The organism is Methylohalomonas lacus, from assembly GCF_024808875.1.
GTDB lineage: Bacteria > Pseudomonadota > Gammaproteobacteria > Methylohalomonadales > Methylohalomonadaceae > Methylohalomonas > Methylohalomonas lacus.
Window position 1 is genome coordinate 13,039 of the sequence record NZ_JANUCT010000005.1, and the last position, 26,899, is coordinate 39,937.

The window sequence follows — 26,899 nt, forward strand, 5'->3', positions numbered from 1 at the left end:
TATGTTTACTGGGGCGCCTCGGTGCCGCAGTTCCAGCACTCGCCGAACTGGCCCTCGATCAGTTCGCGGCAGTTGGGGCAGCGCCAGTCACTGGCGTTACCCAGGTCGACCATCAGATCCTTGACGATGCGTTCGGCGCGTTCGTGTTCGTGCTCATGCGTGACCCAGACTTCCGGCCACACCTCGTGCGGTGGCAGCTCGCCGACCGCACCGGCCAGGTTCTCGTTCTTCATGAAGCAATGTACGCCGTGCGATTCGAGAATGCCCTTGACGTAACCGGCGAGCATGCGGTCCTCGTCACTGTAGACCTTTTTCATGTCAGCAGTACCCAGATGATGAGCAGCAGGCTGGTGGTGGCCGCCGCCGCGGCAATGATCAACGCCCACTGGGTGCGGCGGTTGCTGGCCTGCAACGATTCGGCCAGTAGTTCGTTCTGCCGTGCCAGCTGCTCGATGAATTTCAGTTGCTGGACGTTGGCCTCGTCACCGGCATCGAGACGCTGGTGCAGGCGCTGCAGTTCACTGTTCAGGTCTTCCAGCGATTCGGGCAGCGTATCGGTCGGTTCCGGATCCGGTGCCAGGCTGCGCTTGCGGATGATGGTCGTCAATCGATCCGCATTCTGCATGATGAGCTGGGCAGTATTGAGAATGGTACTCAATGTGCCGGGCGTCATTGTTTGTCCCGCAGGGCGTTGAGGGCTTCGCCAGCGGCCTGGTTGAGAAACAGGCTGTCGACGCCGACGGTGATCAGGGTGAAGCCCCTGTCCATGTAAGGTCGCACCGCCTCCGGCGTGATACCGAAAATGCCGAGCTTGATACCTGTCTGGCGGCAGGCGCCGGCGACGGTATCGATGGCTTCAATCACCTCGGCGTGTTCGACGTTGCCGATATGGCCGAGACTCGCGGAGAGATCATAGGGGCCGATGAGAATGGCGTCGATGCCCGGCACGGCGGTGATCTCGTCGATGTTGTCGATCGCGGCCCGACTTTCCGCCTGCAGCACGACCAGCGTCTCGTCATTTGCGGTCGCCAGGTAACGCCCGAAGCCGGGCCCGTAAGCGTGGGCTCGGCCGACACCGACACCGCGGTTGCCGGCCGGGGCATACTTGGCGGCTGCCACCATGCGCTGGGCATCGGCGGCGTCGTGCACCTGCGGCACGATGATGCCGCTGGCACCGGTATCCAGTGCCTTCTTGACCCAGACCGGCTCGGCGGCCGGTACCCGGATGAGGCAGGGGCAGGGTGCTGCGGCCTGCAGCAGCGTCAGACACTCGCCGGGCATAAAGGCACCATGCTCGGCGTCGAGGAATAGCCAGTCGTAGCCGCAGCCGGCCAGTAACTCGACTACGGCGCTGTTATTGAAACCGACCAGCGTACCGATGAGCGTGTCACCGCGACGCAACTGTTCGGCGAAAAGGGCGTGGTCTGGCTGCATGCAATAAACCCTAGCGGCCCATCCTTTCCAGGCGCCGGTTGCCCGGCTTGTCGGCCGGTTCGCCGTTCATGACGCGATCCGTGAACCAGTCGCCGCTGGACTCGCCATCGCTGTCGGCGGCTGTTTTGCTGGCAAACCGCTCACAGGTTTCCTCGGCCAGTTTGCGCAGCTCGGCACGTTGGCCGGCGGTCATGTTTGGAAATACTTTGCCGTCGGCCCTGACGGCCAGCTCGCGTGCCTGGGCGCGGCAGTGATCGGAAGCCTGAGCGGCGCTCGTGAGCGATAGGCACAGCAGGCCAGTCAGGCCGATACTGAAAAGCAATGGTTTGTTCATTCGGTCTCCATGGACTTGAGGGTTTCATTCATGGTGCGCATGGCATTGAATGCCGCCGGGTAACCGATGTAGATCGTCATCTGCACGATGATTTCGCGGATCTCGTCGACACTCAGCATATTATTTTCCAGTGCGCCGCGGATATGCCAGCCCAGCTGCGGCTGATTGCCGGAAGTTACCAGCGAGGCGAGGGTGGCGATCTTGCGGGCGCGCTGATCCAGTGCCTCGTTGGTGTACATGTCGCTGAAGCCGTGGCGGATGACATAGTCGCCGAGTTCCGGCGAAAACTGGTCCAGACTGTCGAGGCCGGCCTTGCCCAGGTGCAGTTCCGCCAGCTCACGGCCCTTGTCGTGTTGGCTGCTCATGATTCATGACTCCTTTCAGCTGCGAAGAATGGCTACACATAATAACACCCAGGCAGCGATCAGCAGGCTGCCGCCCAGCGGTGTGATGGCGCCGAGCCAGCGTATCCCGGTCAGTGTCAGCAGGTACAGGCTGCCGGAGAAGATGATCATGCCGGCGAGCATCACCCCGCCGCTGGTGCGCAGCAGGCCGCTGGCCGGCCAGTGCAATGCCAGCACACCGATCAGCAGCAGGCCGAGGGCGTGATAGAAGTGGTACTGCACGGCGGTGCCCCAGATGTCGCTGAGTTCGGCCGTCAGCCGTGCCTTCAGGGCATGCGCACCGAACGCACCGAGAAGTACGCACAGAGCGGCATTGACCGAACCCGCCAGCAGCAGTGCCTTGGCCGTCATGATGCCGGGCACTGTGCGCCGGGCTTGCGCAGCTTCAGCGTCATGCGATCGCTTTCACCGATGGCTTCGTACTTGTCGCGGTCAGTATCGCCGAGACGGTAGCTCGGCGGTAGTGTCCAGACGCCTTCCGGATGATCGCGGTCATCCTTTGGGTTGGCATTGATGTCACTGCGCGCAACCAGCTCGAAGCCGATGCCCTCGAGCATGTCGACCATGTACGGCTCCGGAACATAGCCCTGTTTGGCGCTGGCGCGGACGTCGGCATCATCGGCGGCGCGGTGCTGGACCACGCCCAGCGTGCCGCAGGGTTTCAGTACGCGGTGCATGGCCTGGTATATGGCTTCCGCTTCGCCCTGCTTGATCCAGTTGTGTGTGTTGCGGAACGTGACCACCATGTCCACCGACTCATCGGCCAATGCCGGCAGGTAGCGGCCGTCTTCCTGGAACAGGATGCGTTCGACCGCGCCATAGGTGTCCGGATCGGCGTCCAGCTTGTCCATGTAGCGGCCGTGCACGCGGGCCAGGTAGTCGACCGGGTGGTCGGCGCCAAAGCTGGCGGCGATCAGCTCGCCTCGTTCCTGCAGCACTGGTGCCAGCACCTCGGTATACCAGCCGCCGCCGGGCGTGATTTCGAGCACGCGCATGTCCGGCTCGAGACCGAAGAAGGTGAGCGTCTGGTGCGGATGGCGGTATTGGTCGCGCGCCTTGTTCTCGGCGCTGCGGTGATCGCCATCCAGTGCCTTGTCCAGTTGTTCGCTGATAGTGCTGTCGGCGAAGGCGGCAGTGGCAGTAGTGCAGACCAGTGCCAGGCCCATGTTGCGAATGAAACTTGATAAGCTGATTGCAGGCATCGGTGATTCCCGTAAATAAAAGTAAAGAATATTGAACTGTTATGACTGATCGTCACGGCTATTGTTCGCCATGACGCCGTCAGGGTGATGTCAGTCGCGGATATTGTCGCTGAACCTGGGCGCTGCATCCTCGCCGTCGGCGCTCAGGAAGCGTGCCTCGCCTTCGGCGGCAGTGACATTCTCGTATACGCCCTTGTCGCGACGCACCAGCTTGGTAAAGCCGGTCTCGCGCAGCTTGCTGTCGCCGGTGGGCAGCGACAGGTGGGGCGCATGAATGACCTTGCTGACCGGTGCCAGCGGATCGGTTTCGCCAAGCGGAATCTGGGCGACGTAGCAGACCTCGCCCCAGGTCCGCAGGATTGTGGTCATGGGGTGCTGAACCTCGACCGTGGTCCGGTTGTCAGCGCAGTAGTAGTCGTAAAGGGGCATGGATTTTCCGGCGACGGGTTCTGAACATGAATATGGCGCCTGTGCGGCCCGCTTGCAAGCTCAGTGGTTGGCGTCGCCCGGGGCATGCCCGGCCCGACGCCAAGCCGCGGCGAAGCCGCCGCTCAGCAGGAAGCGCGGGAAAGTCACGAACTGCTCGGCCAGAAAGCGGCGGATCAGGTCCCAGGGACTGCTGAAGCGGGCCGGGGCCTGGGGCTCGAAACGGTGACTCTGCAATTGTGCCATGGCCGCGCCACTGGTCCCGAGCAGACCCAACAGTGTCAATGCCGGTTGTAGCAGAATAATACCCGCGACAATCATTAACGAGCCACTGACAAAAAACGGCCAGGTGACCACATGCACCAACAGATTGACGCGGTGTGTATGGGTCGATGGGTAGGCTGACCATTGCCAGCGTAACAGCTCGGAGAGGTTCATGATGTGAGTGTCTCGATTAGGAAATGAAGTTGACTGTCGGCAGTTGTTCGATGGCCGGTCGGGCGAAGTAATACCCCTGAAACTTGCTGATACCCTTGTCCCTGAGCACGTCGAGCTCCTCGCGGGTCTCGATGCCCTCGCCGATAACATCGATGCCCATGTCCAGGCAGGTATGGATAACGCCGCTGACAATGGATTGCCTGGATTTGCTCTGGTCGATATTGCGGATGAGTTCCATGTCCAGCTTGATAAGTTGTGGCTGGAATTCGGCCAGCAGACCCAAGCCGGCGTAACCTGAACCGAAGTCATCGATAGCAGTCAGGAAGCCACGTTCCTTGTAATGGGTGAATATGTTTTGCAGGTGTGCCTTGTCAGAAATTTCCTCGACCTCGGTGACCTCGAAGATGATGTTTTCGACATCGAAGTCATACGTCTTGCACGCGGCGATCGTTGTACGAATGCAGCTTTCCGGCTTGTAGATCGCATTCGGCAGGAAATTGATGCTCAGTTTCTGGCGGATGCCCAGTTCGGAAGCCAGCTTGACTGCCTTGACCCGGCAACTCTGGTCAAAGCGATAACGGTTACTGTCGTTGACCAGACTGAGTACCTGACCGGCGCCTTCGCCGTTAACACCGCGCACCAGTGCCTCGTAGGCAAATACTGATTCCTGGTCGATATCGACGATCGGTTGGAATGCCATGGTGAAGTCAAAGTCCAGATTGGCGCCATTGGCGCATTCTTTGCAATTTATCTCGCGGAAATCCGCCGGTTTTACTGCCACAGCAACCTCAACTCGTTCAGGATATGTATATTGTTTTGTTTATGCTGGAATCATTATAAGTAGGCAACGGAACAGATGCTACAAAGTGACGCCGGCAAGCGGCGTAATTATCTGAATAACAGTGGTTTTTATTGTCGTTGGCAATCAGCGGCGGAGCACGCACTTTGCGTAGAGATCCGGGAAACGACCGTGCGGATCGTAGCGCTGTTTCAGTTCCTTATAGGCAGCGTGATTGTAGATCGACCAGAACTCGGCCTCGTCATAATAGGATTCCGAATACAGTGACTTGGTGCCGCCACAGGCGGCGACTTCGCGTTCGATCAGGCGATTGAAATGACCGTGCGGATAGGACTCGTGCGTGCTGATCACGTCCCAGAAACCGAAGTTGATGTACAGCGTGTCATCCTTGAGCGGGTAGAGCGGAAACGGGCCGGGTAGATCGCTTGTGCCAATCGGGCAGACCCAGATCGGCAACACGCCGATCTCGCGCAGCAGAAAATCGAGAAAGCCGGGCGCATTCTCAAGCGGTATATCGACATCCTGAATGACTGACTCGGTGTGAATACCGCGCAGGCGATTCAAGCGGCGGGTCAGGCCCCAGCGGTTATTAAAGCGCATGATGCGACTGTAGGTCACCGAGTTGAGGCGTCTGCGGCCATATAGGCGTCGAATTATCGGGTGCTGTGCAAAAACGTTTTTTGAACACCAGAACCAGTCGGTATCCCAGCGCCAGAGATAGTCGTGCGCCGTCAGGTAATCTTCCCCGCGTTCACGCAGCGAACGGTAATAGATATGCTCGAACGTGTAGTCGCTGGCATAGGGCGCCTCATCAACAAAGCGCCCCAGCGTCAGCACCTGTTCACTGCGGCCAAAAACCACGCCGTCGACAAAATCGTTGTCGCCGGATTCCGGACCGCGGCAGTGCCGATCGACAGCGGCAAAAAAGTCGGTCGTATCAGTGCAGTGATGATGTTCGAGGCGCACATACGGTTTGACCGGTAATGTCCGGTAACGCAGGCGCAGCGCATAGCCCAGTGTGCCATAGGAGTTCGGGAAGCCGAAAAACAGATCGCTGTGCTCGTTGTCTGGCCGGCAATGGCGTATTTCACCGTCTGCAGTGAGGATATCCATTTCCAGCAGGTTGTGATGCACCAGCCCGTGTCGGAACGAGGTTGACTCGATACCGACACCGGTGGCGGCACCGCCGAGGGTGATCGAACGCAGTTCCGGCACCACCGCCGGCATGGTTTGATGCTGCAGACAGGCACTGGCCAGATTGTAAAACGTTGTCATGCCCTCGGCGTCGACCCAGCCAGCGCTGGCATCGACGTCAATGACCTCATTGAAATGGCTCAGATCGAGCCGCTCGCCCTGAGTGCCCTGGCGATCGCGAAACAGGTTGGAAGTGGATTTGTTGAGCCCGACCGTTGCCGCCTGTTGCTGGTCAAGCTTGGAACGCAGAGTCGCCAGCTTGTCGGCATGACGACTCAAGCGCTGTCGTCCCTGTAGATATGGGCCCGGCTCATCGGGTAGTCATAGTCGACGTTACCCTTGGAAACCAGCACCTGGAACAGGTGGGTGTAGCCGTTGCGGGAGCGGAACATCTCGGCACAGGAATACAGGTACGTGCGCCACTTGCGGCGGAAGGTTTCGTCAAAGCGTTGCGGATCGAGCGCGACGATCTCGTCCCAGTGACGGTCGAAGCGCTCCGCCCAGGCGTCCAGGGTCAGCGCGTAATGCCGGCGCAGATTCTCGATGTCCAGCACCTCCAGGCCACAGCGCTCCATGGCATCGATAGCCTGTGACAGTGACGGGATCCAGCCGCCGGGAAAAATGTGATCGCGAATAAAAAATTCGGTTTCATAGTGACCGACGTGACCGATGAAGTGGATCATGCCGAGACCACCGGGCTTCATCGTACGGGCGTGTGCGCGGACGACGTTTTCGAGCTGGTCGCGCCCGGCATGTTCGAGCACACCGATGGAAATACTCTTGTCGTATTCGCCATGGACCTCGCGGAAGTCGGCGTCGTGGATCTGCAGCTTGTCGGCCAGGCCCAGCTGCTCGAACATTGCGTTGCCATTGCGCACCTGCTCGCCGGTAATGTTGATGCCGGTGCCTACGGTGCCGTAATGCTCCCAGGCATAACGCATGAAACCACCCCAGCCGCAGCCGATATCGACAAAGGTTTCGCCCGGCTGCAGGCGGACTTTGCGGCAGACGTGTTCCATCTTGTTCTGCTGTGCCTGTTCCAGCGTCTGCGTGCCTTCTTTCCAGTAGGCACAGGTGTACATCATGTAGGGATCATCGAGCCAGTAGCGGTAAAACTCGGTACCGAGCGCATAATGAAAGTCGGCGTTCTCGCGTGCCCGCTCGATGGTACCGTTGTTGTGACGGAATTCGTGCCAGCGGTTGCGCAGTCGTACGGGTAGTGGTGGATGGCTACTGAAGTCGGTCTCCATGCCGGCGCGAAAGGCCAGATTCAGGTCGCCTTCGACATCCAGGCTGTTGTCAAAGTAGGATTCCAGCAGACCGATATGGCCGTAGATCATGATACGGGCAATGGCCCGGTTATCGTTGATGTGGATGATGATGTCGGGCTGGCCGTCCGAATGATTCTGGTAATGACTGCCATCCTTGAAAACCACGCGGAAACAGACACTCGTGGCCTGGCCGATATCGTCGAGTTTGCGTTTGAGTGCTTCCTTCACGGCAGCCCCTTATCCAGTAACCATGAGTTTGTAATTAATATTACAGATTGCCTTATCGATCAATAGGCTAGCGGCAACGGTACGGAACCTGTCACAGCTGCCCAGCGATGATTATTGCCGGATCCGCGGGATGATCGGTTCCAGACTGTAGGGATATTCTTCCAGTCTGATCTCGTGCATCTCCTGACGATAGATCACTGTGTGCTTGAAGCCTGCCCCCGATTCGCGGGGGCTCGAGCGCAGCACCCGGTGCCAGCTCTGGTCCAGCCAGACATACAGGTAGGGACCGGCATATTCGAAACGCAGGTCCGGCTGGCCGTCCATGTTCTCGTCTATGACAAAACCTGTTTTCTGGCCATCACTGGAGAGAATGTCGGTGGTCAGTTTGCCGGTCACCGACTTTTCGTTCAGACGTTCCAGGATCAGCAATACGCTGTCGTGAAGCGGGTGGTTGACGACGATGGACTCGATCCGCCGGTCCGGGGTAGTCTTGAGGGCTGCAATATAGGTGTCGTTGTACCTCAGAATCAGGCTGTCATTGCCTGCCGTCAGCGAGCTCAGCAGCTCCCAGTTACCGATCCGGTGACGATGCGCGCCGTCACGGCCAAGCGGATGCATCATCAGTGTCGGGATCTGCTGGCGGTCGAACTCGATTTTTTCGGGCTCCGGCTGGAAATAGACCCTGGTTACGCCAATACCGATAGCCAGTCCGAGACTGAACAGAGCAAGACTGAACAGATAACTACGTGCTGTTCGCAGCATGTTTCGTTTGCGGCTGTCGTCATTCACTGGCCGATTATCCCCGCCATGATCCCTGATTCGGGCAACCCATCCCATGCTGCAGTGCGAGGGCTGTCAGATGCCTTGGCCTTGTTCGCGACGCCGGTACACCCGGTCCACGAATCGGCTACATCTCTAGCCTATCAGGTTAGCGGAATAAAAAAACCGGTCATCGCCTGGGCAATGACCGGTGGAGGACACCTGAATAGCCAGACCAGCTGAAGGGATAGACTGGGTCTGTGAGTTACCAGGTGTGTTCGGAGGAAGTCCGGGCGACCATTGCCGCCCGGGACTCTGCTTTCTCTGGAGTAACTTCTAGAAGTTAACCGTGACGCCACCTATGAACGTGCGTTCGAAACCCGGACGCAGACCATTGGCATGATCGGCGATATACAGTTTGTCTGTAAGGTTACGGCCCTGGATCCAAAGTTCCGTGTTGGGTGAGCGCTGCAGGGTGTAGCTGGCACGGGCTGAAAACAGGGTGCGACTTGCCACTTCGCCCAACACGGCCGGCTCACGAATTTCCAGGAAGTCAGCCGGACCCACAGGATTACCATCCTCGTCAGCCAAGACTTGGTCCTTGGTATTCGCTACATCAGTGAAAAAGCTGCCGAAATGACTCATAGTGCCGCTGACATGCCAACCATCGGCATGATCGACACCGACTGTCAGACTACCCACATGTTCCGGTATTTCAGGAACACGATTGCCATCCAAGCGACCACCGTCGAATTCCGCACGCGTGTAATTGTACGCAAGCTGAGCAAACCAGTTATAGGCGGACCCCGTATATGCCGCTGAATCGAACCGCAGACCTAAATCAACACCATAGGCAATGGAATCGCCGCTGTTGATAACCAGATCCTGACCATCGATAGTTATCTGTGTATTCACAATGGTATTGCGCAGATCATTGTAGAAAATGGCGGCTTCAGCAGTTACGCCTTTAACAGCATTGGTTCTCAGTCCGACCTGTGAGTTGATGCCGGTTTCAGGACGAAGCGGAAAATCGCCAGCAGTACGGGCGGCGGCAGGCGTGTACCCACGTTGGACACTGGCAAAGACCTGGGTGTCCTGGAAGCCGTCATACAAAGCACTTATGCCGGGAAGCAGTAAAGTGCGATACTCGTTCTGATTCTCGCCACCGGAGGATTTTTCCTGCTCATAGTATTCCGCGCGCAGCCCAGGTGTTACTGTCCAATCGCCGAAACTCATAGCATCCTGGAAGAAGACCGAAAATGCCGAAGCATTATATTTGTCATCCCGTGTTTGAGTGCCGGGGTTGTCCCGGTCAATAACCTGCCCCTGTGCGCCTTGATGTCGCTTGTCATCCAGGAAATGACGCTCGAAACGTACACCCCACTGGAAAGTATGGTCCATGCCGATGGCTTCGACATTGGCGAGCTCCATACGATTCTCGACACCGTAGGTACGGTAGTGTCGATCGCGGCTGACCATGATGCCCTGTTCTCCAGCGATAAACCTATCATCCGGATCCTCGTATACGAAATCGGGCAAGGCCCCTACGAGAATTGATTCAGGGTCAACAGTGTAGCGCGGCCGATCCAGGTCGGTTCTGAAGAACTTGCTCGACATCGAGAGATTGTCAGTCACCTGGAAATCATGTGTCAGATCAAACTTGAAATAGTCTACGTTGATTTCATGGAATTCCTGACCAAATCGGCCGAGCTTCTTGCGTGGTGCACGATCGAATTCAACTGGCGTTAGGTTGCTTTCGTCATAATCCGAACGTTCACGAAAGTAGGTGAATGAGCCACCAAGGCTATGACGTGAATTGATATCCCAGTCGGCGCTCGCAAAAAAGTCATCGTACTGGAACTCACTGATATCGAAAGCGCCATCGCCGTTAAATCCGGTGTACGCGAAAACCATACCAACATCGCCTTCGGTGCGCGTATGCATGAAATGGCGCTTGTTGGCGTTCTGGTTACCGACACCGACTTCGACGGTGGTTTCCGGCTCCAGTGTCGGCTGTTTGTTCCGGAAGTTGATGATACCGTGGTTGTTTAGGGGGCCGTGCAGGATCATGCCGTTGCCCTTGAGTACGTCGACACGCTCGAGTCGTTCCATGGGAGGAGTGTAATGCGCACTGGGGTCGAGATACGAAGAACCATTGATGGGTGTGCCATCTTCCATCAGTAACGTTTTGCGCGAACGACGACCAGGGGCGCCACGAACCGAGATTCCGCCACGACGGCCATAAATATCATCTTCTAGCGTACGCACGCCGGGAATAAAATCCAGAGCATCGTGAAGTGTATATGGCCGATAGGTGTCGATTTCCTCATCAGTCAGGATATTAGCTGCACCCGGCGAATAGCGTACTTCGCTCGGTAATATCTCTTTGACATCAATCGACGGTAGATTACGAATAGTTTCATCAGTGGTGCCCTGGGCGTATACCGGCGCACTGACGACTGCGGCAACGGCCAGTCCCAGCGTGGTGCCGGGTAGGCCACGGCGTATTGAGTATTTCATTGTTATCTCCCCTCCAGACTACCAAGGGATCTGGTAGCGGTTTAAGTCAGAATGGCGTCTTGTGGCTGAACTGCATTAGTCAGACAGCACGGCATGGAAGGTATCAAACAATTTGTTGTAAAAACCCCAGCAAAACCAGAGAGTGTTGTAATTCCTCTACATTGTAGGAGGAATTCCCAGAGCGGATTGCATGAATTCCTGATCCGGCAATATTAGGCGGTGATTCCGGGCGTAGGGCTGGACACCCACATATCGAGCAAGGCGATATTGAAATGTGATCTAACTATTCGCTCACTATGTCTTTTTGCTGCAATGCAGCAACAGAGCTATTAGTTCCGTTCTTATACCGTTCGCTAGATGCCGAAAAAAAACCGGTCATTGTGCTAAACAATGACCGGTTGAGGACACCTGAATAGTCAGACCAGCTGAAGGGATAGACTGGGCCTGTGAGTTACCAGGTGTGTTCGGAGGAAGTCCGGGCGGCCCTAGCCGCCCGGGACTCTGTTTTGCCGGTTAACTACTAGAATTTCACGGTAACGCCGGCTATATAAGTGCGTTCTGCACCCGGACGCAGGCCGTTCGCTGAATCCGTGATGTACAGTTTATTGGTCAGATTGCGACCCTGGATCCACAGCGTGGTGTTACGTGCGCCCGGTAACTCATAGCTGGCGCGGGCCGAAAAGAGCGTATGGCTCGGAACTTCACCGAGAACTGCGGGTTCACGGATTTCCAGGGTGTCGCCCGGACCGACAGGTTCGCCGTCTTCATCCGCCAGTACGAAACCGCCAGTGTTTGCGACGTCGGTGAAGAAACTACCGAAATGGCTGATCGTGCCGCTGACATGCCAGCCGTCGGTATGCTCTAGGCCGAGCGTGAAACTACCGACATGTTCCGGTATCTCGGGCACCCTGTTGCCGTCAATTTCGCCGGAATCGAATTCCGCACGCGTGTAATTGTACGCAAGCTGAGCAAACCAGTTATAGGCGGACCCCGTATATGCCGCTGAATCGAACCGCAGACCTAAATCAACACCATAGGCAATGGAGTCGCCGCTGTTGATAACCAGATCCTGACCATCGATTGTGATCGGCGTATTAACGATGGTGTTGCGCAGATCGTTATAGAACACGGCTGCTTCGGCGGTTACACCCTGGAGTACGTTGGTACGGAAACCCAACTGGGAGTTGATACCCGTTTCCGGTCGAAGCGGGAAACCATCAGCTGTACGGGCCGCTGCCGGCGAATAGCCCCGCTGGACGCTGGCATAGACCTGGGTATCCTCGAACCCATCGTACAATGCGCTGATACCGGGCAGGAGAATCGTGCGATATTCGCTGCCACTTTCTTCAGGGTCAAACTCCGGGAAAGTACGCGTTTTACGTTGGCTATAGTATTCCGCGCGCAGGCCCGGCGTTACTGTCCAGTCGCCATAATTCATGGCATCCTGGAAAAATACCGAGAAGGCGGAAGCCTGATATTGCTCGTTGCGTTGCAGGGCGCCTGTATTATCCCGGTCAATGACTTGGCCCTGTGCACCTTCGTGGCGTTTGTCATCCAGAAAATGGCGTTCGAAACGAACCCCCCACTGGAAGGTGTGGTCCAGACCCAGAGCTTCGATATTTGCAAGCTCCATACGATTTTCAATGCCGAACGTACGATAATGCCGATCACGGCTGACCATTATGCCCTGGTCGCCTGCAATGAATTGATCAGCGGGATCATCATAGACAAAATCGGGTAATGCACCGACTTCGATGTCCTCGGGGTCGACTGTATAACGGGGGCGATCCAGATCCGTGGCGAAGAACTTGGTTGACATCGACAGGTTATCAGTCATCTGGAAGTCATGGGTCAGGTCCCATTTGAAATAATCCACGTTGATCTGGTTGAATTCCTGGCCAAAACGCCCGAGCTTTTTACGCGGTGCGAGTGCGAATTCAATCGGTGTCAGATTACTTTCGTCATAGTCCGAACGTTCACGGAAGTAGGTGAACGAGGCACCCAGACTATGGCGTGAGTTGATATCCCAGTCGAAACTGGTGAAGAAGTCGTCGTACTGGAATTCTTCAACATCGAAGCTGCCGTCACCATTGAAGCCGGTATAGGCGAAGACCATGCCGACATCACCCTCGGTACGTGTATGCATGACATGACGTTTGTTGGCATTCTGGTTGCCAACGCCGACCTCGATGGTTGTTTCCGGCTCCAGCGTCGGCTGCTTGTTGCGGAAGTTGATAATGCCATGGTTGTTCAGTGGACCATGCAGAATCATGCCATTACCCTTCAGCACGTCCACGCGCTCAAGTCGTTCCATCGGCGGCGTATAGTGGGCACTCGGATCGAGGTAGGTGGAAGCATTGATCGGTGTACCATCTTCCATCAACAGGGTTTTTCTTGAACGACGGGAAGGTGCACCACGAATACCTATACCGGAACGCCGGCCATACACATCATCATCGATTGTGCGCACACCCGGAACGAAATCCAGTGCATCATGCAGGGTATATGGCCGATAAGTATCGATTTCCTCATCTGTCAGGATGCTGGCGGCACCGGGTGCAAATCGAACCTCGCTCGGCAATATCTCCTGGACATCAATGGATGGCAAATTACGAATAGTTTCATCAGTCGTACTCTGGCCATACACCGGTGCGCTGATAACTGCAGCGATGGCCAGCCCCAATGTGCTACCGGGCAACGCCCGGTATCGTGACCTTATGAATGGTTTCATTAATTATATCCCCTCTAACTATCCGGAACGGATAGGTTTTAGTAATGATTAATCCTGGCTGAACGGAACTGGGCCAGACAGCACAGTTAGAACTTATCAAAACCCCTGTGGTAAAAATCGCGATAAAATATGAAAGTGTTGTAATCCTGCAATTCAGGGGAATATTTCCTGATACCTTCGGGTAATTATTCTCGAATAAGGGCGAGAAACGTCCAGGAGGGAACGCAGGAGCGCCGGCTGGCTGGCGGTCCCGGCGGTAAAATTTCAGATGATCTCAGTGATCGCGGTGGCTGGAGAAGGCGATCTTGTCCAGCCAGCCCAGCAGTAGTGCGGAAAAGACGAACGTCATGTGAATGATCACGTACCACATGAGTTTGTCATTCGGTATCTTCTGTACGTCCATGAAAGCCTGCAGCAGGTGAATGGATGAAATTGCGACAATCGAGGCGGCAACCTTGATCTTGAGCGTGCCGGCATCGAGCTTGCCCATCCAGCCGAGTTTCTCAGTGGCGGTATCGACATCGATTCTGGAAACGAAGTTTTCGTAGCCGCTCAGCATGACCATGATGATGAGACTGCCGACCAGGGCGATGTCGACCAGCGCCAGGACTGTCAGTATCAGGTCGGTTTCAGCGGTCTCGAGAATATGCGGGAACAGATGCACGAGTTCCTGAAAGAATTTGATGGCCAGCGCCAGTAACGCCAGCGACAAACCGAAATAAATCGGCGCGAGCAACCAGCGCATGGCAAATAACAGCTTTTCAAAGCGTTGTTCCAGCATGTTGTTATTTCCTGTTTTGCAAAATTAGCCGGGTGTGACGAATTTCAGTCCGATGATGGACAGTACAAGCGTGGATAACAGGACAATACGGGCCGCAGAAATCGGCTCACTGAAAAACAGCATGCCTATGACGACCGTGCCGAAGGCACCCATACCGGTCCAGATGGCGTAGGCTGTTCCAATCGGAATGGTCATGAGGGAACGTGACAGCAGCCAGAGACTGATGCCGCCGAACACCATGACCAGTATCGAGGGGCCCAGGCGACTGAATGAATCCGACATTTTCAGCGACGTGGTAAATCCGAGTTCGAAAACGCCGGCCAGAAGCAGATAGAGCCATCCCATGTCATGTTTTCCTGTTATCAATGTGACGCATGCGTTTCAGTCCAGATCCAGCGCATGCTGTTCCAGGGTTTCCCGGGCTACGATGTCCAGTACCCGCTTGTGCGTGCCCTGCAGGTAGACGGGCGGTGCGACACCGGCCTCGAAGGCTTCCTGCCAGCGTTGCGCACACAAACACCAGTGGTCACCGGGCTTGAGGCCGGGAAAGCCGAACTCCGGTCGTGGTGTGATCAGATCATTGCCGAGTTGCGCGGAAAACTCGAGAAATTCGGCGGTGAGCCGGGCGCAGATGACATGGTCGCCGAAGTCCTCGACGCCGGTGTTGCAGTAGCCGTCGCGGTAGGCGCCGGTTATGGGCTCGAAGCAGCAGGGCTGTAACGGTTCACCGAAAATATTGATCGATTCTACGGTCATGATGGTCGTGTCACGCGGTAGCACATTAATTAAGCCAGACGATGGCACCGTTCAGGCCGACGGCAAAACCGACCCAGAGGAAATAGGGGAGCAGCAGCAGGCCTGCCAGCGGTCGTCGATACCAGAATAATAACATGTTGATGCCAATCACGATGAGCAGCAGCGTCGCGGCTACGAGACCATATAACGGCTGTTGCAAACCAAAAAACAGCCACGACCAGGCCGCGTTCAGCAGCAACTGCAGGGCATAGACGCAGAACACAGGCCCCCGGCCAACGGACCCCGCGAGCCAGGCCAGCCAGCCGGCAATAGCGATCAGCCCATACAGTATGGTCCAGGCAACGGGAAAGGCTATCGCCGGTGGTGTCCACGCGGGTTTGTTCAGACGGCTGTACCAGTCGCCCGGCTCGAACATGGTGCCGCTGAGGGCCACCAGGCTGACGAGGACCGCAAACGGAATCAATGAGGGTAGGTGCGAGAGGGGATTGCTGTTATTCATGGTCATGGTGACGGCAGTGTATCGAGTGGTGCGCCAGTCGAACTGCGGGCGCCTCGTAACGTCCAGGTGCGTGTGATTGGCAATAATGCCAAGCCTGCTCGATGGCCGCCATAGATATCGGCCCCGCAGTTTGTCTGTAGCGTCGTTGTAGGGGCCGTTACTGATACAATGCGCCTCATGTCAGCCGATATACCCGCACACTGCTACAGGAATCCGGTCAACTGGCTGGCCTGGGGTTTCGGTAGTGGCCTGAGTCCGTGGGCGCCGGGCACCTGCGGAACCGTTGTGGGTGTTGTCGTGTACATGGCACTGATGGCATTGCCGCTGGGCACCTATTTGCTGGTCGTGTTGCTGATGGCTGTATTTGGCGTCTGGTTATGTACCCATACAGCGAACCAACTGGGGGTCCATGATCATGGTTCCATCGTCTGGGACGAGATCGTCGGCGTGCTGGTTGCCCTGGTGGCCGCACCGGCCGGCTGGCTCTGGATCCTGGCCGGCTTTTGCCTGTTCCGCCTGTTCGATATCTGGAAACCCTGGCCGATAAGCTGGCTGGACAGTCACGTCGAGGGCGGACTGGGTATCATGCTCGATGACCTGCTGGCGGGGGTTTATGCCGCAGTTTTGCTACAAATAACTTCCCTTTTTTTATTGACTTAGCTAGGGTTGCAAGACATAACAAGTACAATATTCAGGGGGCAAGGCTTGAACGCGTACTTTTTCAGGGGACTTTGGTTCAAATCGATGCTGGTTGGCGGTCTGCTTGCGGTATTGCTGGCGGTACCGGCGGCGCAGGCCGACATCTACAAGTATGTGGACAAACACGGCCGCGTCTATCTTACCGACAAACCCAAGCATTCCGGCTATAAGCGCCTGGTCAAGACCTGGAAGGGCTGGCAGGAACCGAGCTACGATACGAGTCGCTTCAAGCAGAACCAGCGCCGGTTCGCCGATCTGATCACCGAGGCCGCCGAGCAGTACGTGTTGCCGGATTCACTGGTACACGCGGTGGTGACGGCGGAATCGGCCTACGATCCCAACGCCCTGTCGAGTGCTGGGGCGTTGGGCCTGATGCAGCTGATGCCGGCAACCGCCAAGCGTTTCGGCGTCAGCGACCGCAAGAACCCGCGCGCCAATGTCTACGCCGGCACGCGCTACCTGAAGCAGTTGCTCGGCATGTTCGACAACGACGTGCGCCTGGCCCTGGCCGCCTACAACGCCGGCGAGAACGCCGTGATCAAATATGATAACCAGATCCCGCCCTATCCGGAAACGCAGAACTACGTGCGCAAGGTGCTGAAGTATTACCGCCAGTATCGCGAGCAGGGGATACAGGTCGCCGGGAATTAAGGGGTGATCGGTAACTGGTGATTAGTGATTGGCAGGAGCGGCGATCTCGCCGCGAAAAAGGTTTGGATACCTTGTCATAACCGACCTTATGTTCGGCCCGTGGTCAGGTCTCCTACGGGAATTGATTTTTTTCTTTGACACTGAAACAGCGCCGGCCACGCTATTTCAGTCACCAGTGACTGCTAAAGAATCAGCTTCGACCCCAGCATCCCCAGGCTGAAACCCGCCACCGCACCGAGACTGGGTGACCAGTGGCGTTTCATCGATGCCTGTGGCGCTATATCCTGAAACATGAGATAGAGAATGCCGCCACTGGCGAACGCCATCATCGCGGCGGTCACCGTCTCGCTGTTCTGCAATAAAGCGTAACCCAGCAACGCGGCCAGCGGGCCGAGCAGACTTACCAGCAACAGTAGCGTGAGAATGCGGCCACTGCCGGAACCGGCGGTGCGCATTTCGCGAAAGGCGTTAAAGCCCTCGGGCAGGTTCTGTGCAGCAATGAACAGGGCCAGGAGCAGGGCGTGTTTGCGCTCACCCGCAAATACTGCACCGAGCGCGATGGCTTCCGGAACAAAATCCATGAGCATCGCCAGCAGCTGCGCGCGCGAGCTGCCACGCCGTTCGAGCCAGGCATCAAACAGGCAGAAAAGGCCGCCGCCCAGCAGGGTGAAGAACAGCAGACAGGAAGCATCGAGGTGTTTGATGGCCCTGGGGGCCAGGCTGAACGCGACGGCGGCCAATAGAATGCCGCCGCCGAAGGCGACGTTGGCATGAATGAACTGTTGCTTGCTGTCGCTTTCCGCGAAGCGCTCGCGCGCCGCGCCGAGGCCGCCGGCAAACGCGGTGATGCCGGCGGCCCAGGCCAGTACGGCAACGATCAGTCCATCAGGCAAGCCCGATCCCCGCGGGTCTATTCGTCGGTGACACAGCCTTCGGAGGCATTGCGCACGGTCTTGATGTAGCGCGCCAGCGTGCCGCGCGTCGCCTTGTAGGGTGGCATGGTCCAGTTGGCGCGGCGCCGCTCGAATTCGGCCTCACTGATGTTGGCATCGATGCGGTTGTTTTCGACGTCTATGGTCACGGTATCGCCGTCCTCGACCAGCGCGATCGGTCCACCTTCCTGCGCTTCCGGGACCACGTGGCCGATGATGAAGCCGTGCGAGCCGCCGGAGAAGCGGCCGTCGGTCACCATGGCGACGTCGCCGCCCATGCCGGCACCCATAATGGCCGAGGTTGGCGTCAGCATCTCTGGCATGCCGGGCCCGCCCTTGGGGCCTTCGTAACGGATGATGATAACGTCGCCCTTCTGGATCCTGCCTTCTTCCAGCGCCTTGAGCATGTTCTCCTCGGCGTCGAACACGCGTGCCGGCCCGGTGAAGGACAGGCCTTCCTTGCCGGTGATCTTGGCGACCGAACCGCCCGGTGCCAGATTGCCTTTCAGAATCTGGATGTGGCCGGACTTCTGGTAGGGATTGTCCAGCGGCCGGATGATCGGCTGGTCTTGCTTGAGGCCCGGCAGATCCTTGAGATTTTCGGCCAGGGTCTTGCCGGTGACAGTGATGCAGTCGCCGTCGATCATGTCATTGTCGAGCAGCATCTTCAGCACCGCCGGCGTTCCGCCGATGTGTTGCAGGTCTTCCATGACGTACTGGCCGCTGGGCTTGAGATCGGCGAGATACGGCGTACGGTTGCTGACCGCCTGGAAGTCGTCGACGCCCAGCTCAATGCCGACCGACCGGGCCATGGCGATAAGATGCAGCACGGCGTTGGTGGAACCGCCGAGCACGGTCACCAGCACCATGGCGTTCTCGAACGCTGCGCGGGTCATGATGTCGCGCGGTTTCAGATCCAGCTCGAGCAGGTTGCGGATCGCCGCGCCGGCGTTGTAGCACTCTTCCAGCTTGAGCGGATCGACCGCCGGCGTGGACGAAGAGTAGGGCAGCGACATGCCCATCGCCTCGATCGCCGAGGCCATCGTATTGGCGGTGTACATGCCACCGCAGGCGCCGGCGCCGGGACAGGCGTTGCGGACGATATTCTGGCGCGCATCGTCATCGATGCTGCCGGAGATGAATTCGCCATAGCTCTGGAACGCGGAGATGATGTCCAGCTTCACCTCGTCGTTATTCTTCTTCAGATGACCGGGCTTGATCGTGCCGCCGTAGACCATCAGCGACGGCCGGTTCAGGCGCCCCATGGCCATGAGTACGCCGGGCATGTTCTTGTCACAGCCGGGCAGGGAAATGTTGGCGTCATACCACTGGCCACACATGATGGTCTCAACCGAGTCGGCAATCAGATCGCGCGACTGCAGTGAATAGCTCATGCCCTCGGTGCCCATGGAAATGCCGTCGGATACGCCGATCGTGTTGAAGCGCATGCCCACCAGACCGGCGTCGACCACGCCTTCCTTGACCTTCTCGGCCAGGCTCAGCAGGTGCATGTTGCAGGTATTGCCCTCGTACCAGACGCTGCCGATGCCGACCTGGGCCTTGTTCATGTCGTCGGGCCCCAGGCCGGTGCCATAGAGCATGGCCTGCGAGGCGCCCTGCGACTTGGGCTGGGTGATACGGGCGCTGATGCGATTCAGTTGTTTGCTAGCCATCTGAAGTATCTCTGGGAGCAGTCGTTGTTCATGTTTATCGCAGCGGCCCGGCGTCACTGGCCGCCTGCTGGCTGCGGACCCCGGAAACCGGTACAGAAAACCGCAGCATGATGTAAAAAAGGTGCGTTAGAATACACCAGCCATGGCAGCCTGTCAGGTAAGCGCGTGCCAACTCAAATGAATAACCAACCCGGCAATAAACCGGAGACAAGGCCATGACCGCCCCCAGCCAGACATTCAAGGACGCCCTCGCGGAGCTGGTCGCGATTCCGTCGGTCAGCAGCGTCGATCCGGCCCTGGATATGAGCAACCAGCCGATCGTTGATCACCTCGCCAACTGGCTGGGCGATCTCGGCTTTCGCATCGAACAGCACGACGTCCCCGGGCAGGCGGGCAAGGTGAACCTGATCGCACGGGCGGGTCCGGACGCGGCCGGTGCCGGCCTGGTTCTGTCCGGGCATACTGACACTGTGCCCTATGACGAAACCGGCTGGGACAGCGATCCGTTCACGCTGACCGAGAAGAACGGCCGGCTGTACGGGCTCGGCAGTTCCGATATGAAAAGTTTCTTCCCGGTGATCACCGAGGTCGTGCGCGAGCTCGATCTGGGCCGGTTGCGCCAGCCACTGACGGTACTGGCGACCGCCGACGAGGAGAGCAACATGCACGGTGCCCGGGCGCTGGTCGACAGTGGTGTGGCGCTCGGTGGTCAGGCGCTGATCGGTGAGCCGACCGGCCTGCAGCCGGTGTACATGCACAAGGGCGTGATGATGGCGGCGATCCGGCTTATCGGCCGGGCCGGCCATTCCAGCGATCCGGCACTGGGTGAAAACGCACTCGAAGGCATGCATGCGGTCATCCGGGCGTTGCTGGACTGGCGTGACGAACTGCAGGCCGAACACATCAATACCGATTTCCGCGTGCCGGTACCGACCCTGAACCTGGGCCGGATCCACGGCGGCGACAACCCGAACCGCATCTGTGCCAGCTGCGAGCTGGGTATCGACCTGCGGCCGTTGCCGGGCATGGACGTTGGTGAACTCAAGACCGAGTTGCGCCAGCGGGTGGCGGCCGCGGTCGCCGACCTGAACCTGGAACTGGAATTCCGTGAGTCGTTCGATGGCGTCGCCGCCATGCAGACGCCGCGCGAGGCGGAAGTCGTCCGCGTCGCCGAGCAGCTCAGCGGCCAGACGGCCGGCAGCGTCGCCTTCGGTACCGAAGGGCCCTATCTGAATGCGCTCGGTATGGATACGGTGGTGCTCGGCGCCGGTGACATTGCCGTGGCACACCAGAGCAACGAATATGTCCCGCTAGATCGGATCGTGCCGATGCAGCGTATTGTTGATGGCATGATCCGGCATTTCTGCATGGAGCAGTCCCAGTGAGCGCGTCCAACAACAACGATATCCAGGCCTTCGTCAGCTGGTTCCGCCAGGCGTCGCCCTATATCCACGTCCATCGAGGTCATACCTTCGTCGTCCAGTTCGACGGCGAGGCGATCGCCGATGCGCAGTTCGCCCAGCTCATTCATGACCTGGCCTTGCTGAACAGCCTGGGCGTGCGCCTGGTGCTGGTATTCGGTGCGCGGCCGCAGATCGACGCGCGCCTGGCCCAGGCCAGTATCGAGTCACGTTTCCACAAGGACATGCGCGTTACCGACAGTGCGGCGCTGGAACATGCCAAGGAGATCACGGGTCGCATCCGCCTGGACATCGAGGCGCTGCTATCGATGGGGCCGGGCAATACGCCCATGCGTGAAACGCGGCTGCAGGTGTCATCGGGCAACTTCATCACCGCGCAGCCGCTCGGCATTCACGACGGCATCGATTTCGAACACACCGGTGAGGTGCGGCGGGTCGATACCCAGGCCATCCAGAGTAAGCTGGATCGCCACGAGATCGTGCTGGTGCCGCCAATCGGTTATTCACCGACCGGCGAGGCGTTCAATCTTAGTGCCCGCGATGTTGCCGCCGAGGTGGCCGTCAGCCTGCAGGCAGCCAAGTTGATCTACCTGACCGAAAGCGACGGCCTGTGTGATGCTGACGGCCAGCTCGTGCGCCAGCTGTCGGAACGCGAGGCTGAGCGGCTCATAGATGGCCATGCCAACGGTGCCGTGACGGATCAGGTCGCCCACGCGATCTATGCCTGTAAGCAGGGTGTGGTGCGTACACATCTCATCAACCGGAGCCGTGACGGTGCTTTGTTGCTGGAACTGTTCAGCCGCGACGGTGTCGGCACTATGATCAGCGCGGCACCGTTCGATGACATGCGCACGGCCACTATCGAAGATGTCGCCGGCGTGCTGGAACTGATCGAGCCGCTCGAACAAAGCGGCGTACTGGCACACCGGTCGAGGGAAAAACTCGAGCTTGAGATCGATCATTTCACGATTCTGCTGCGTGACGATGTGATCATCGGTTGTGCCGCGCTGTATCCGTTTGCCGACGAAAAAGTGGCCGAAATTGCCTGTCTGGCCATTCACGAGACCTACCAGAACCAGGGCCGCGGCGATCAGCTGTTTGCCAGCCTCGAGCGTGAAGCCCGGCGGCTCGGCATGGAAAGGGTGTTTGTGCTGACCACGCACGCGCCACACTGGTTTCTCGAACGGGGTTTCCGTGAGGCAAAGATCGATGACCTGCCGGTCAAGCGGAAGGAGCTTTACAACATCCAGCGTAACTCCAAGGTGCTAATCAAGTCGCTCTAGGTACGGCGGCTGCGGTACAGACGGACAGTCGATTACCAGAGCGCCAGCGTATAGGTGAGGTAGAACGAATCGGCGGTCGGATTGCTGGCGTGAATGCCGCCATTCGATATGTGCTGGTAGGACAGTCCCAGCATCTGGCTGTCCGTCACGCGATAGCCCAGGAACACTTCGGCATGGAACTGAAACACGCCGCCCAGCGATATGCTGTCACCCTGCCGGTAGCCGCCGATACCGGCGGACGGCCAGATGACGGTGTTTTCCGTCGGCCGGATGTCGAGAAACAGATCGCCATAACCGAATACACCGCCATCGGTATTGGCGTTCAGCCCCACCATCGGACCGATGCCGTGGAATGCCGATCCGAACCGATCGCCAAACAGGCGTGGCGAAAAGCGGTAGGCCATGTAACCCTCGGCGGCGCGGTTGTTGCCCTGAAGCGCTTCGAAGACACCGGCGCCCAGCGTCAGATGGCCGCTTTCCTCTGCGCTGACGGGCAACCACAGGCCGGGCACCAGGATGAGGGCCAGAAGCAGGTGTATGCAGCCTTTGTTCATGCTGGATGTCCGTCGCCGGTTACGCCGGCCCGTAGGCTGTGGTGATGTGAGCGGTGTTATGACGGGGCAGCCGAGTGATCGGCCCCCCCCTTTGTCCAGTGACCGGCCAACTAGACTGCGCCCTCGGTCTCTTCTTCCAGCACTTCGATCTTGAGGTCGTCGTTCTCTTCCGTGATGTGAATATGACCGCCGTGTTCGAGTTTGCCGAACAGCAGCTGCTCGGCCAGCGGCTTCTTGATCTTGTCCTGGATGAGGCGGGCCATCGGCCGTGCACCCATGACCTTGTCGTAGCCGTGCTCGGCCAGCCACTCGCGGGCCGATTCATCGACTTCCATGGTGACCTTGCGGGCGTCGAGCTGGGTTTCCAGTTCGACCAAGAACTTGTCGACGACGTGACTGATGATCTCTGGCGACAACGGCGAGAACTCGATGGTCGCGTCGAGGCGATTGCGGAACTCGGGCGTGAACGTCTTCTGGATAGCCTCGGTCGCGTCGTGTGAGTGATCCTGGGTCGTGAAGCCGATGGACGAACGGCTGATGCGCTCGGCCCCCGCGTTGGTGGTCATGACGATGATCACGTTGCGGAAGTCGGTCTTGCGGCCATTGGCGTCGGTGAGCGTGCCGTGGTCCATAACCTGCAACAGCAGATTGAACACATCCGGGTGCGCCTTTTCGATCTCGTCCAGCAACAGCACGGCATGCGGCTGCTTGTTGATCGCGTCGGTCAATAGGCCGCCTTGGTCGTAGCCGACATAGCCCGGCGGTGCACCGATCAGGCGCGACACGGTGTGGCGTTCCATGTACTCGGACATGTCGAAGCGGATCAGCTCGATGCCCATGATGTGGGCGAGCTGCCGCGTGACTTCGGTCTTGCCGACGCCGGTGGGGCCGGCAAACAGGAAACTGCCGATCGGTTTCTGTGGATTGCCGAGCCCGGAACGCGACATCTTGATCGCGGTGGTCAGCGTGTCGATCGCCGTGTCCTGGCCATAAACCGTCATCTTCAGGTCGCGGTCGAGATTGCGCAGCACATCCTTGTCGGAGGTGCTGACCGACTTGGGTGGAATCCGCGCGATACGGGCAACAATATTTTCAATGTCATTGACGTTGACCGTCTTCTTGCGTTTCGACGGTGCGACCAAGTGCTGTGAGGCACCGGCTTCGTCAATGATGTCGATGGCCTTGTCCGGCAGGTGCCGATCGGACAGGTAACGATCGGTCAACTCCGCGGCCGCACGCAGGGCCTGGTGCGTGTAGCGGATATTGTGGTGTGTCTCGAAACGCGACTTCAGACCCTCAAGGATCTTGACGGTTTCATCGACCGTCGGTTCATTGACATCGATCTTCTGGAAACGCCGTGCCAGTGCGCGATCCTTTTCGAAGATACCGCGGTATTCCTGGTAGGTCGTAGAGCCGATGCATTTCATTTCGCCAGAGGCGAGCGCCGGCTTGATGATGTTCGAGGCATCCATGACACCACCGGAGGCTGCGCCGGCACCGATGATGGTATGAATCTCGTCAATGAATAGCACCGACCCCGGTTTCTTCTTCAATGCGGCCATGACGCCCTTGAGCCGCTTTTCGAAATCACCGCGATACTTGGTGCCGGCGAGCAGGGCACCGAGATCGAGCGCATAGATGATGCTGTCGGCCAGTACCTCGGGGACATCTTCGTCGACGATCAGCTTGGCCAGGCCCTCGGCGATAGCGGTCTTGCCGACACCGGCCTCGCCGACATACAGCGGGTTGTTCTTGCGCCGCCGGCAGAGGATCTGGACTGTGCGCTGGATTTCATGCTGGCGGCCAATCAGCGGATCAATCTTGCCGCGTTTGGCCTGCTCGTTGAGATTGACTGTGTAGGCTTCGAGCGGATTGCTGCCGTTTTCCTCGGTACGCACTTCCTCTTCGCTGGCGGCAGATTCGGCTTCCTCGTTGGCGTCTTCCTGCGGTACCTTGGAAATACCGTGGGAGATGAAATTCACCACGTCCAGACGCTTGACTTCCTGTTGTGACAGAAAGAACACGGCATGCGATTCGCGTTCACCGAAGATGGCCACCAGCACGTTGGCGCCGCTGACTTCCTTTTTGCCGGAGGATTGCACGTGGAAAACCGCGCGTTGCAATACGCGCTGGAAGCCCAGTGTCGGCTGGGTGTCGCGTTCATCGCCTTCCGGCAGTACCGGGGCGTTCTCGCGAATGAAATTGCGCAGGTCATTGTGCAGGGCATTGATATTGGCGCCGCAGGCGCGCAGTACCCGGGCGGCGGACGGATTGTCGAGCAACGCCAGTAACAGGTGCTCGACGGTCATGAATTCATGGCGCTGTTCGCGTGCCTCGCGGAAAGCGTTGTTCAGTGTCGTTTCAAGGTCTTTATCGAGCATGGCTCAAGCCCTCACGCTTTTTCCATCGTGCATAGTAATGGGTGATTGTTCTCGCGGGAATAACTGTTGACCTGCGAGACCTTGGTTTCGGCGATCTCGTGCGTGAATACACCGCACACACCTTTGCCGCGCGTATGTACCTCCAGCATGATGCGCGTGGCGCTTTCGCGATCCAGCGAAAAAAACTCTTCCAGAATGTGTACCACAAAATCCATCGGCGTGTAATCGTCATTGATCAGGACGACCTTGTAGAGTGGAGGACGTTTAAGCTTGGGTTTGGCCTCCTGAACTGCCAGTCCATCGTCATGATTCGGATCACGGCCTGGTTCGTGATTGTGGCCAGCTTTGTCGGACATACTGCTTAACTCTGACCCCTGACTTAGGTTGACCCGGCCGACGGTTTTGACCCGCGATCGGGACTTAGGTTTACGACTTTACTGTAACTAATTATACCGCGCTAATATACCCCCGTCAGACGCGTGCAGCCGGGTATAAAAGGTGTATACTTAGCTGGTTGATGTGCGTCGCTGGGAACGCTTTGCCGGGCCCGGTTGCCACCCTGCCAGAGCCTGCGGTGCCAGCATTTCCACGAACCGCCGCGCCGCCGGCGACAGCAATTGCTCACGTCGCAGTACCAGCCCGTAACTGCATTTCGGAAAGTACTGCCCAAGCGGTATGGTCGCCAGATCATCGTGCTGGGCCAGGCAGATACGCGGCACGATGGCGATGCCGATGTCGCGCTCGACGTATTTCTTGATGACTTCCCAGCCCCGTGCCTCCATGACGACGCTGTATTTAATGTTGTGCTGGCTGAACACCATTTCAACCATCTGTGCCGTGGTCAGGTGCCGCGGCGGCAGTATCAGGCCGTACGGGGTGATTTCCTCCAGCCGGATGACCGAGCGTCCCGCCAGGGCGTGGTCGTTCGGCATGATCAGCACCGGGTCGTAGTCGCACAGCGGCGTGAACAACACGTCCTGCGGCACGGTGATCAGGGCGCCGATGGCCAGGTCGATCTCGCCGGCCTGGATCTGGGTCAGGCCGTCGGGGCTGGTGACGTTGTGCAGGCAGACCCGGATCTGCGGATAGGCAGCGTGGAACCGGCGCAGGGGCTGTGATAACAGTTGCAGCAGTATCGCCTCGCTCGCGGCGATGTGCAGCTCGCCGCTGATGTGCTTGTTGACCTGTTCGTCGAAGGCGGCCGGCAGGTTTTCCAGCCCGTCGACCAGCGGCAGCGCCAGCTCCAGCAGGCTGCGGCCCTCGGCCGTCAGGTAGATGCGCGGGCCACGGCGGCCGAACAGCTGGTGGCCCATGTCCTTTTCCAGGGCGCGGATGAGCAGCGACACAGACGGCTGGGTCAGGTCCATTTTTTCCGCCGTTCTGGACATGCTGCCACTCTGGGCGGTGTGACAGAATGCACGTAACTGCTTGAGTCTGTTCTGTTTATAGTAATCGCGGGCCATCAGGGCATTATTCTACTATTAAATATGTTAATAGTTAATATTGACATAAACCGCTTGTCAATTGAT

General features: G+C 58.1%; 29 protein-coding genes. 4 read left to right on the plus strand and 25 right to left on the minus strand.

Features of this window, described 5'->3' with window-relative positions:
• Positions 1-5: 5 nt before the first annotated feature.
• From J2T55_RS04220 to J2T55_RS04310, 19 genes are all read right to left on the minus strand, one after another.
• The gene (locus J2T55_RS04220; protein ID WP_259054446.1) at positions 6-317 is read right to left on the minus strand and encodes a putative signal transducing protein; all 312 of its coding nucleotides are present in this window, start codon (positions 315-317) and stop codon (positions 6-8) included.
• Entirely contained in the window at positions 314-673 is a 360-nt protein-coding gene (locus J2T55_RS04225) for a hypothetical protein (RefSeq protein ID WP_259054447.1), read from the minus strand. Before J2T55_RS04225 ends, J2T55_RS04220 begins: the two co-directional genes overlap by 4 nt.
• Complete coding sequence (locus J2T55_RS04230) at positions 670-1,434, minus strand: HpcH/HpaI aldolase family protein (protein ID WP_259054448.1); 765 nt, start codon at positions 1,432-1,434, stop codon at positions 670-672. The genes J2T55_RS04225 and J2T55_RS04230 overlap by 4 nt, the downstream gene beginning before the upstream one ends.
• Positions 1,435-1,444: 10 nt before the next feature.
• Positions 1,445-1,768: a hypothetical protein gene (locus tag J2T55_RS04235; RefSeq protein WP_259054450.1), complete on the minus strand. Its 324-nt coding sequence runs from the start codon at positions 1,766-1,768 to the stop codon at positions 1,445-1,447.
• A complete protein-coding gene (locus J2T55_RS04240) occupies positions 1,765-2,133 on the minus strand; it encodes a carboxymuconolactone decarboxylase family protein (protein ID WP_259054452.1) in 369 nt (122 codons plus the stop codon). Before J2T55_RS04240 ends, J2T55_RS04235 begins: the two co-directional genes overlap by 4 nt.
• A 15-nt stretch (positions 2,134-2,148) precedes the next feature.
• A complete protein-coding gene (locus J2T55_RS04245; protein ID WP_259054453.1) occupies positions 2,149-2,523 on the minus strand; it encodes a DUF423 domain-containing protein in 375 nt (124 codons plus the stop codon).
• Entirely contained in the window at positions 2,520-3,374 is an 855-nt protein-coding gene (locus tag J2T55_RS04250; protein ID WP_259054455.1) for a class I SAM-dependent methyltransferase, read from the minus strand. Before J2T55_RS04250 ends, J2T55_RS04245 begins: the two co-directional genes overlap by 4 nt.
• Positions 3,375-3,464: 90 nt before the next feature.
• The gene (locus J2T55_RS04255; RefSeq protein ID WP_259054456.1) at positions 3,465-3,803 is read right to left on the minus strand and encodes a zinc ribbon domain-containing protein; all 339 of its coding nucleotides are present in this window, start codon (positions 3,801-3,803) and stop codon (positions 3,465-3,467) included.
• 60 nt (positions 3,804-3,863) lie between these two features.
• On the minus strand, positions 3,864-4,238 hold the full coding sequence (locus J2T55_RS04260) for an Mpo1-like protein (RefSeq protein ID WP_259054457.1): 375 nt from the start codon (positions 4,236-4,238) through the stop codon (positions 3,864-3,866).
• 16 nt (positions 4,239-4,254) lie between these two features.
• Positions 4,255-4,938, minus strand: coding sequence for an EAL domain-containing protein (locus tag J2T55_RS04265; RefSeq protein ID WP_259054458.1), 684 nt, complete (start codon positions 4,936-4,938; stop codon positions 4,255-4,257).
• Between the two features lie 225 nt (positions 4,939-5,163).
• Complete coding sequence (locus J2T55_RS04270; protein ID WP_259054459.1) at positions 5,164-6,510, minus strand: FAD-binding oxidoreductase; 1,347 nt, start codon at positions 6,508-6,510, stop codon at positions 5,164-5,166.
• Complete coding sequence (locus J2T55_RS04275) at positions 6,507-7,730, minus strand: SAM-dependent methyltransferase (RefSeq protein WP_259054460.1); 1,224 nt, start codon at positions 7,728-7,730, stop codon at positions 6,507-6,509. The genes J2T55_RS04270 and J2T55_RS04275 overlap by 4 nt, the downstream gene beginning before the upstream one ends.
• A gap of 111 nt (positions 7,731-7,841) precedes the next feature.
• Positions 7,842-8,492, minus strand: coding sequence for a hypothetical protein (locus tag J2T55_RS04280; RefSeq protein WP_259054461.1), 651 nt, complete (start codon positions 8,490-8,492; stop codon positions 7,842-7,844).
• 333 nt (positions 8,493-8,825) lie between these two features.
• A complete protein-coding gene (locus J2T55_RS04285; protein WP_259054462.1) occupies positions 8,826-11,009 on the minus strand; it encodes a TonB-dependent receptor family protein in 2,184 nt (727 codons plus the stop codon).
• A gap of 520 nt (positions 11,010-11,529) precedes the next feature.
• Positions 11,530-13,740 (minus strand): TonB-dependent receptor family protein, encoded by a 2,211-nt coding sequence (locus J2T55_RS04290; protein ID WP_259054463.1) that lies wholly within the window; start codon positions 13,738-13,740, stop codon positions 11,530-11,532.
• Positions 13,741-14,014: 274 nt separating this feature from the next.
• On the minus strand, positions 14,015-14,518 hold the full coding sequence (locus J2T55_RS04295; protein WP_259054622.1) for a TIGR00645 family protein: 504 nt from the start codon (positions 14,516-14,518) through the stop codon (positions 14,015-14,017).
• A gap of 27 nt (positions 14,519-14,545) precedes the next feature.
• A complete protein-coding gene (locus J2T55_RS04300; RefSeq protein WP_259054465.1) occupies positions 14,546-14,866 on the minus strand; it encodes a DMT family transporter in 321 nt (106 codons plus the stop codon).
• Between the two features lie 36 nt (positions 14,867-14,902).
• The gene (locus J2T55_RS04305) at positions 14,903-15,277 is read right to left on the minus strand and encodes a DUF2237 family protein (RefSeq protein ID WP_259054466.1); all 375 of its coding nucleotides are present in this window, start codon (positions 15,275-15,277) and stop codon (positions 14,903-14,905) included.
• A gap of 25 nt (positions 15,278-15,302) precedes the next feature.
• Positions 15,303-15,776, minus strand: a complete 474-nt coding sequence (locus J2T55_RS04310; RefSeq protein ID WP_259054468.1) for a TspO/MBR family protein — start codon at positions 15,774-15,776, stop codon at positions 15,303-15,305.
• Between the two features lie 177 nt (positions 15,777-15,953).
• Between J2T55_RS04310 and J2T55_RS04315 the strand changes: the two genes are divergently transcribed.
• Positions 15,954-16,436: a phosphatidylglycerophosphatase A family protein gene (locus tag J2T55_RS04315; protein ID WP_259054469.1), complete on the plus strand. Its 483-nt coding sequence runs from the start codon at positions 15,954-15,956 to the stop codon at positions 16,434-16,436.
• A gap of 45 nt (positions 16,437-16,481) precedes the next feature.
• The gene (locus tag J2T55_RS04320; RefSeq protein ID WP_310521973.1) at positions 16,482-17,126 is read left to right on the plus strand and encodes a transglycosylase SLT domain-containing protein; all 645 of its coding nucleotides are present in this window, start codon (positions 16,482-16,484) and stop codon (positions 17,124-17,126) included.
• Between the two features lie 182 nt (positions 17,127-17,308).
• Here the strand turns inward: J2T55_RS04320 and J2T55_RS04325 are convergent, their stop codons facing one another.
• Both J2T55_RS04325 and ilvD read right to left on the minus strand, forming a co-directional pair.
• Positions 17,309-18,019 (minus strand): ZIP family metal transporter, encoded by a 711-nt coding sequence (locus J2T55_RS04325; RefSeq protein WP_259054470.1) that lies wholly within the window; start codon positions 18,017-18,019, stop codon positions 17,309-17,311.
• Positions 18,020-18,036: 17 nt separating this feature from the next.
• Positions 18,037-19,731, minus strand: a complete 1,695-nt coding sequence (gene ilvD, locus J2T55_RS04330) for a dihydroxy-acid dehydratase (protein WP_259054471.1) — start codon at positions 19,729-19,731, stop codon at positions 18,037-18,039.
• 215 nt (positions 19,732-19,946) lie between these two features.
• Here ilvD and argE point away from each other — a divergent pair, with 215 nt between their 5' ends.
• Positions 19,947-21,116, plus strand: a complete 1,170-nt coding sequence (gene argE / locus J2T55_RS04335) for an acetylornithine deacetylase (RefSeq protein ID WP_259054472.1) — start codon at positions 19,947-19,949, stop codon at positions 21,114-21,116.
• Positions 21,113-22,435, plus strand: a complete 1,323-nt coding sequence (gene argA / locus J2T55_RS04340) for an amino-acid N-acetyltransferase (RefSeq protein ID WP_259054474.1) — start codon at positions 21,113-21,115, stop codon at positions 22,433-22,435. Before argE ends, argA begins: the two co-directional genes overlap by 4 nt.
• Positions 22,436-22,467: 32 nt before the next feature.
• Here argA and J2T55_RS04345 read toward each other — a convergent pair whose 3' ends face one another.
• From J2T55_RS04345 to J2T55_RS04360, 4 genes are all read right to left on the minus strand, one after another.
• Positions 22,468-22,989, minus strand: coding sequence for an acyloxyacyl hydrolase (locus J2T55_RS04345; RefSeq protein ID WP_259054475.1), 522 nt, complete (start codon positions 22,987-22,989; stop codon positions 22,468-22,470).
• A gap of 110 nt (positions 22,990-23,099) precedes the next feature.
• Positions 23,100-25,370 (minus strand): ATP-dependent Clp protease ATP-binding subunit ClpA, encoded by a 2,271-nt coding sequence (gene clpA, locus J2T55_RS04350; protein WP_259054476.1) that lies wholly within the window; start codon positions 25,368-25,370, stop codon positions 23,100-23,102.
• An 11-nt stretch (positions 25,371-25,381) separates the two neighbouring features.
• The gene (gene clpS, locus J2T55_RS04355) at positions 25,382-25,726 is read right to left on the minus strand and encodes an ATP-dependent Clp protease adapter ClpS (RefSeq protein WP_259054478.1); all 345 of its coding nucleotides are present in this window, start codon (positions 25,724-25,726) and stop codon (positions 25,382-25,384) included.
• 150 nt (positions 25,727-25,876) lie between these two features.
• Positions 25,877-26,833, minus strand: coding sequence for a LysR family transcriptional regulator (locus tag J2T55_RS04360; protein WP_310521974.1), 957 nt, complete (start codon positions 26,831-26,833; stop codon positions 25,877-25,879).
• Positions 26,834-26,899 lie beyond the last annotated feature (66 nt).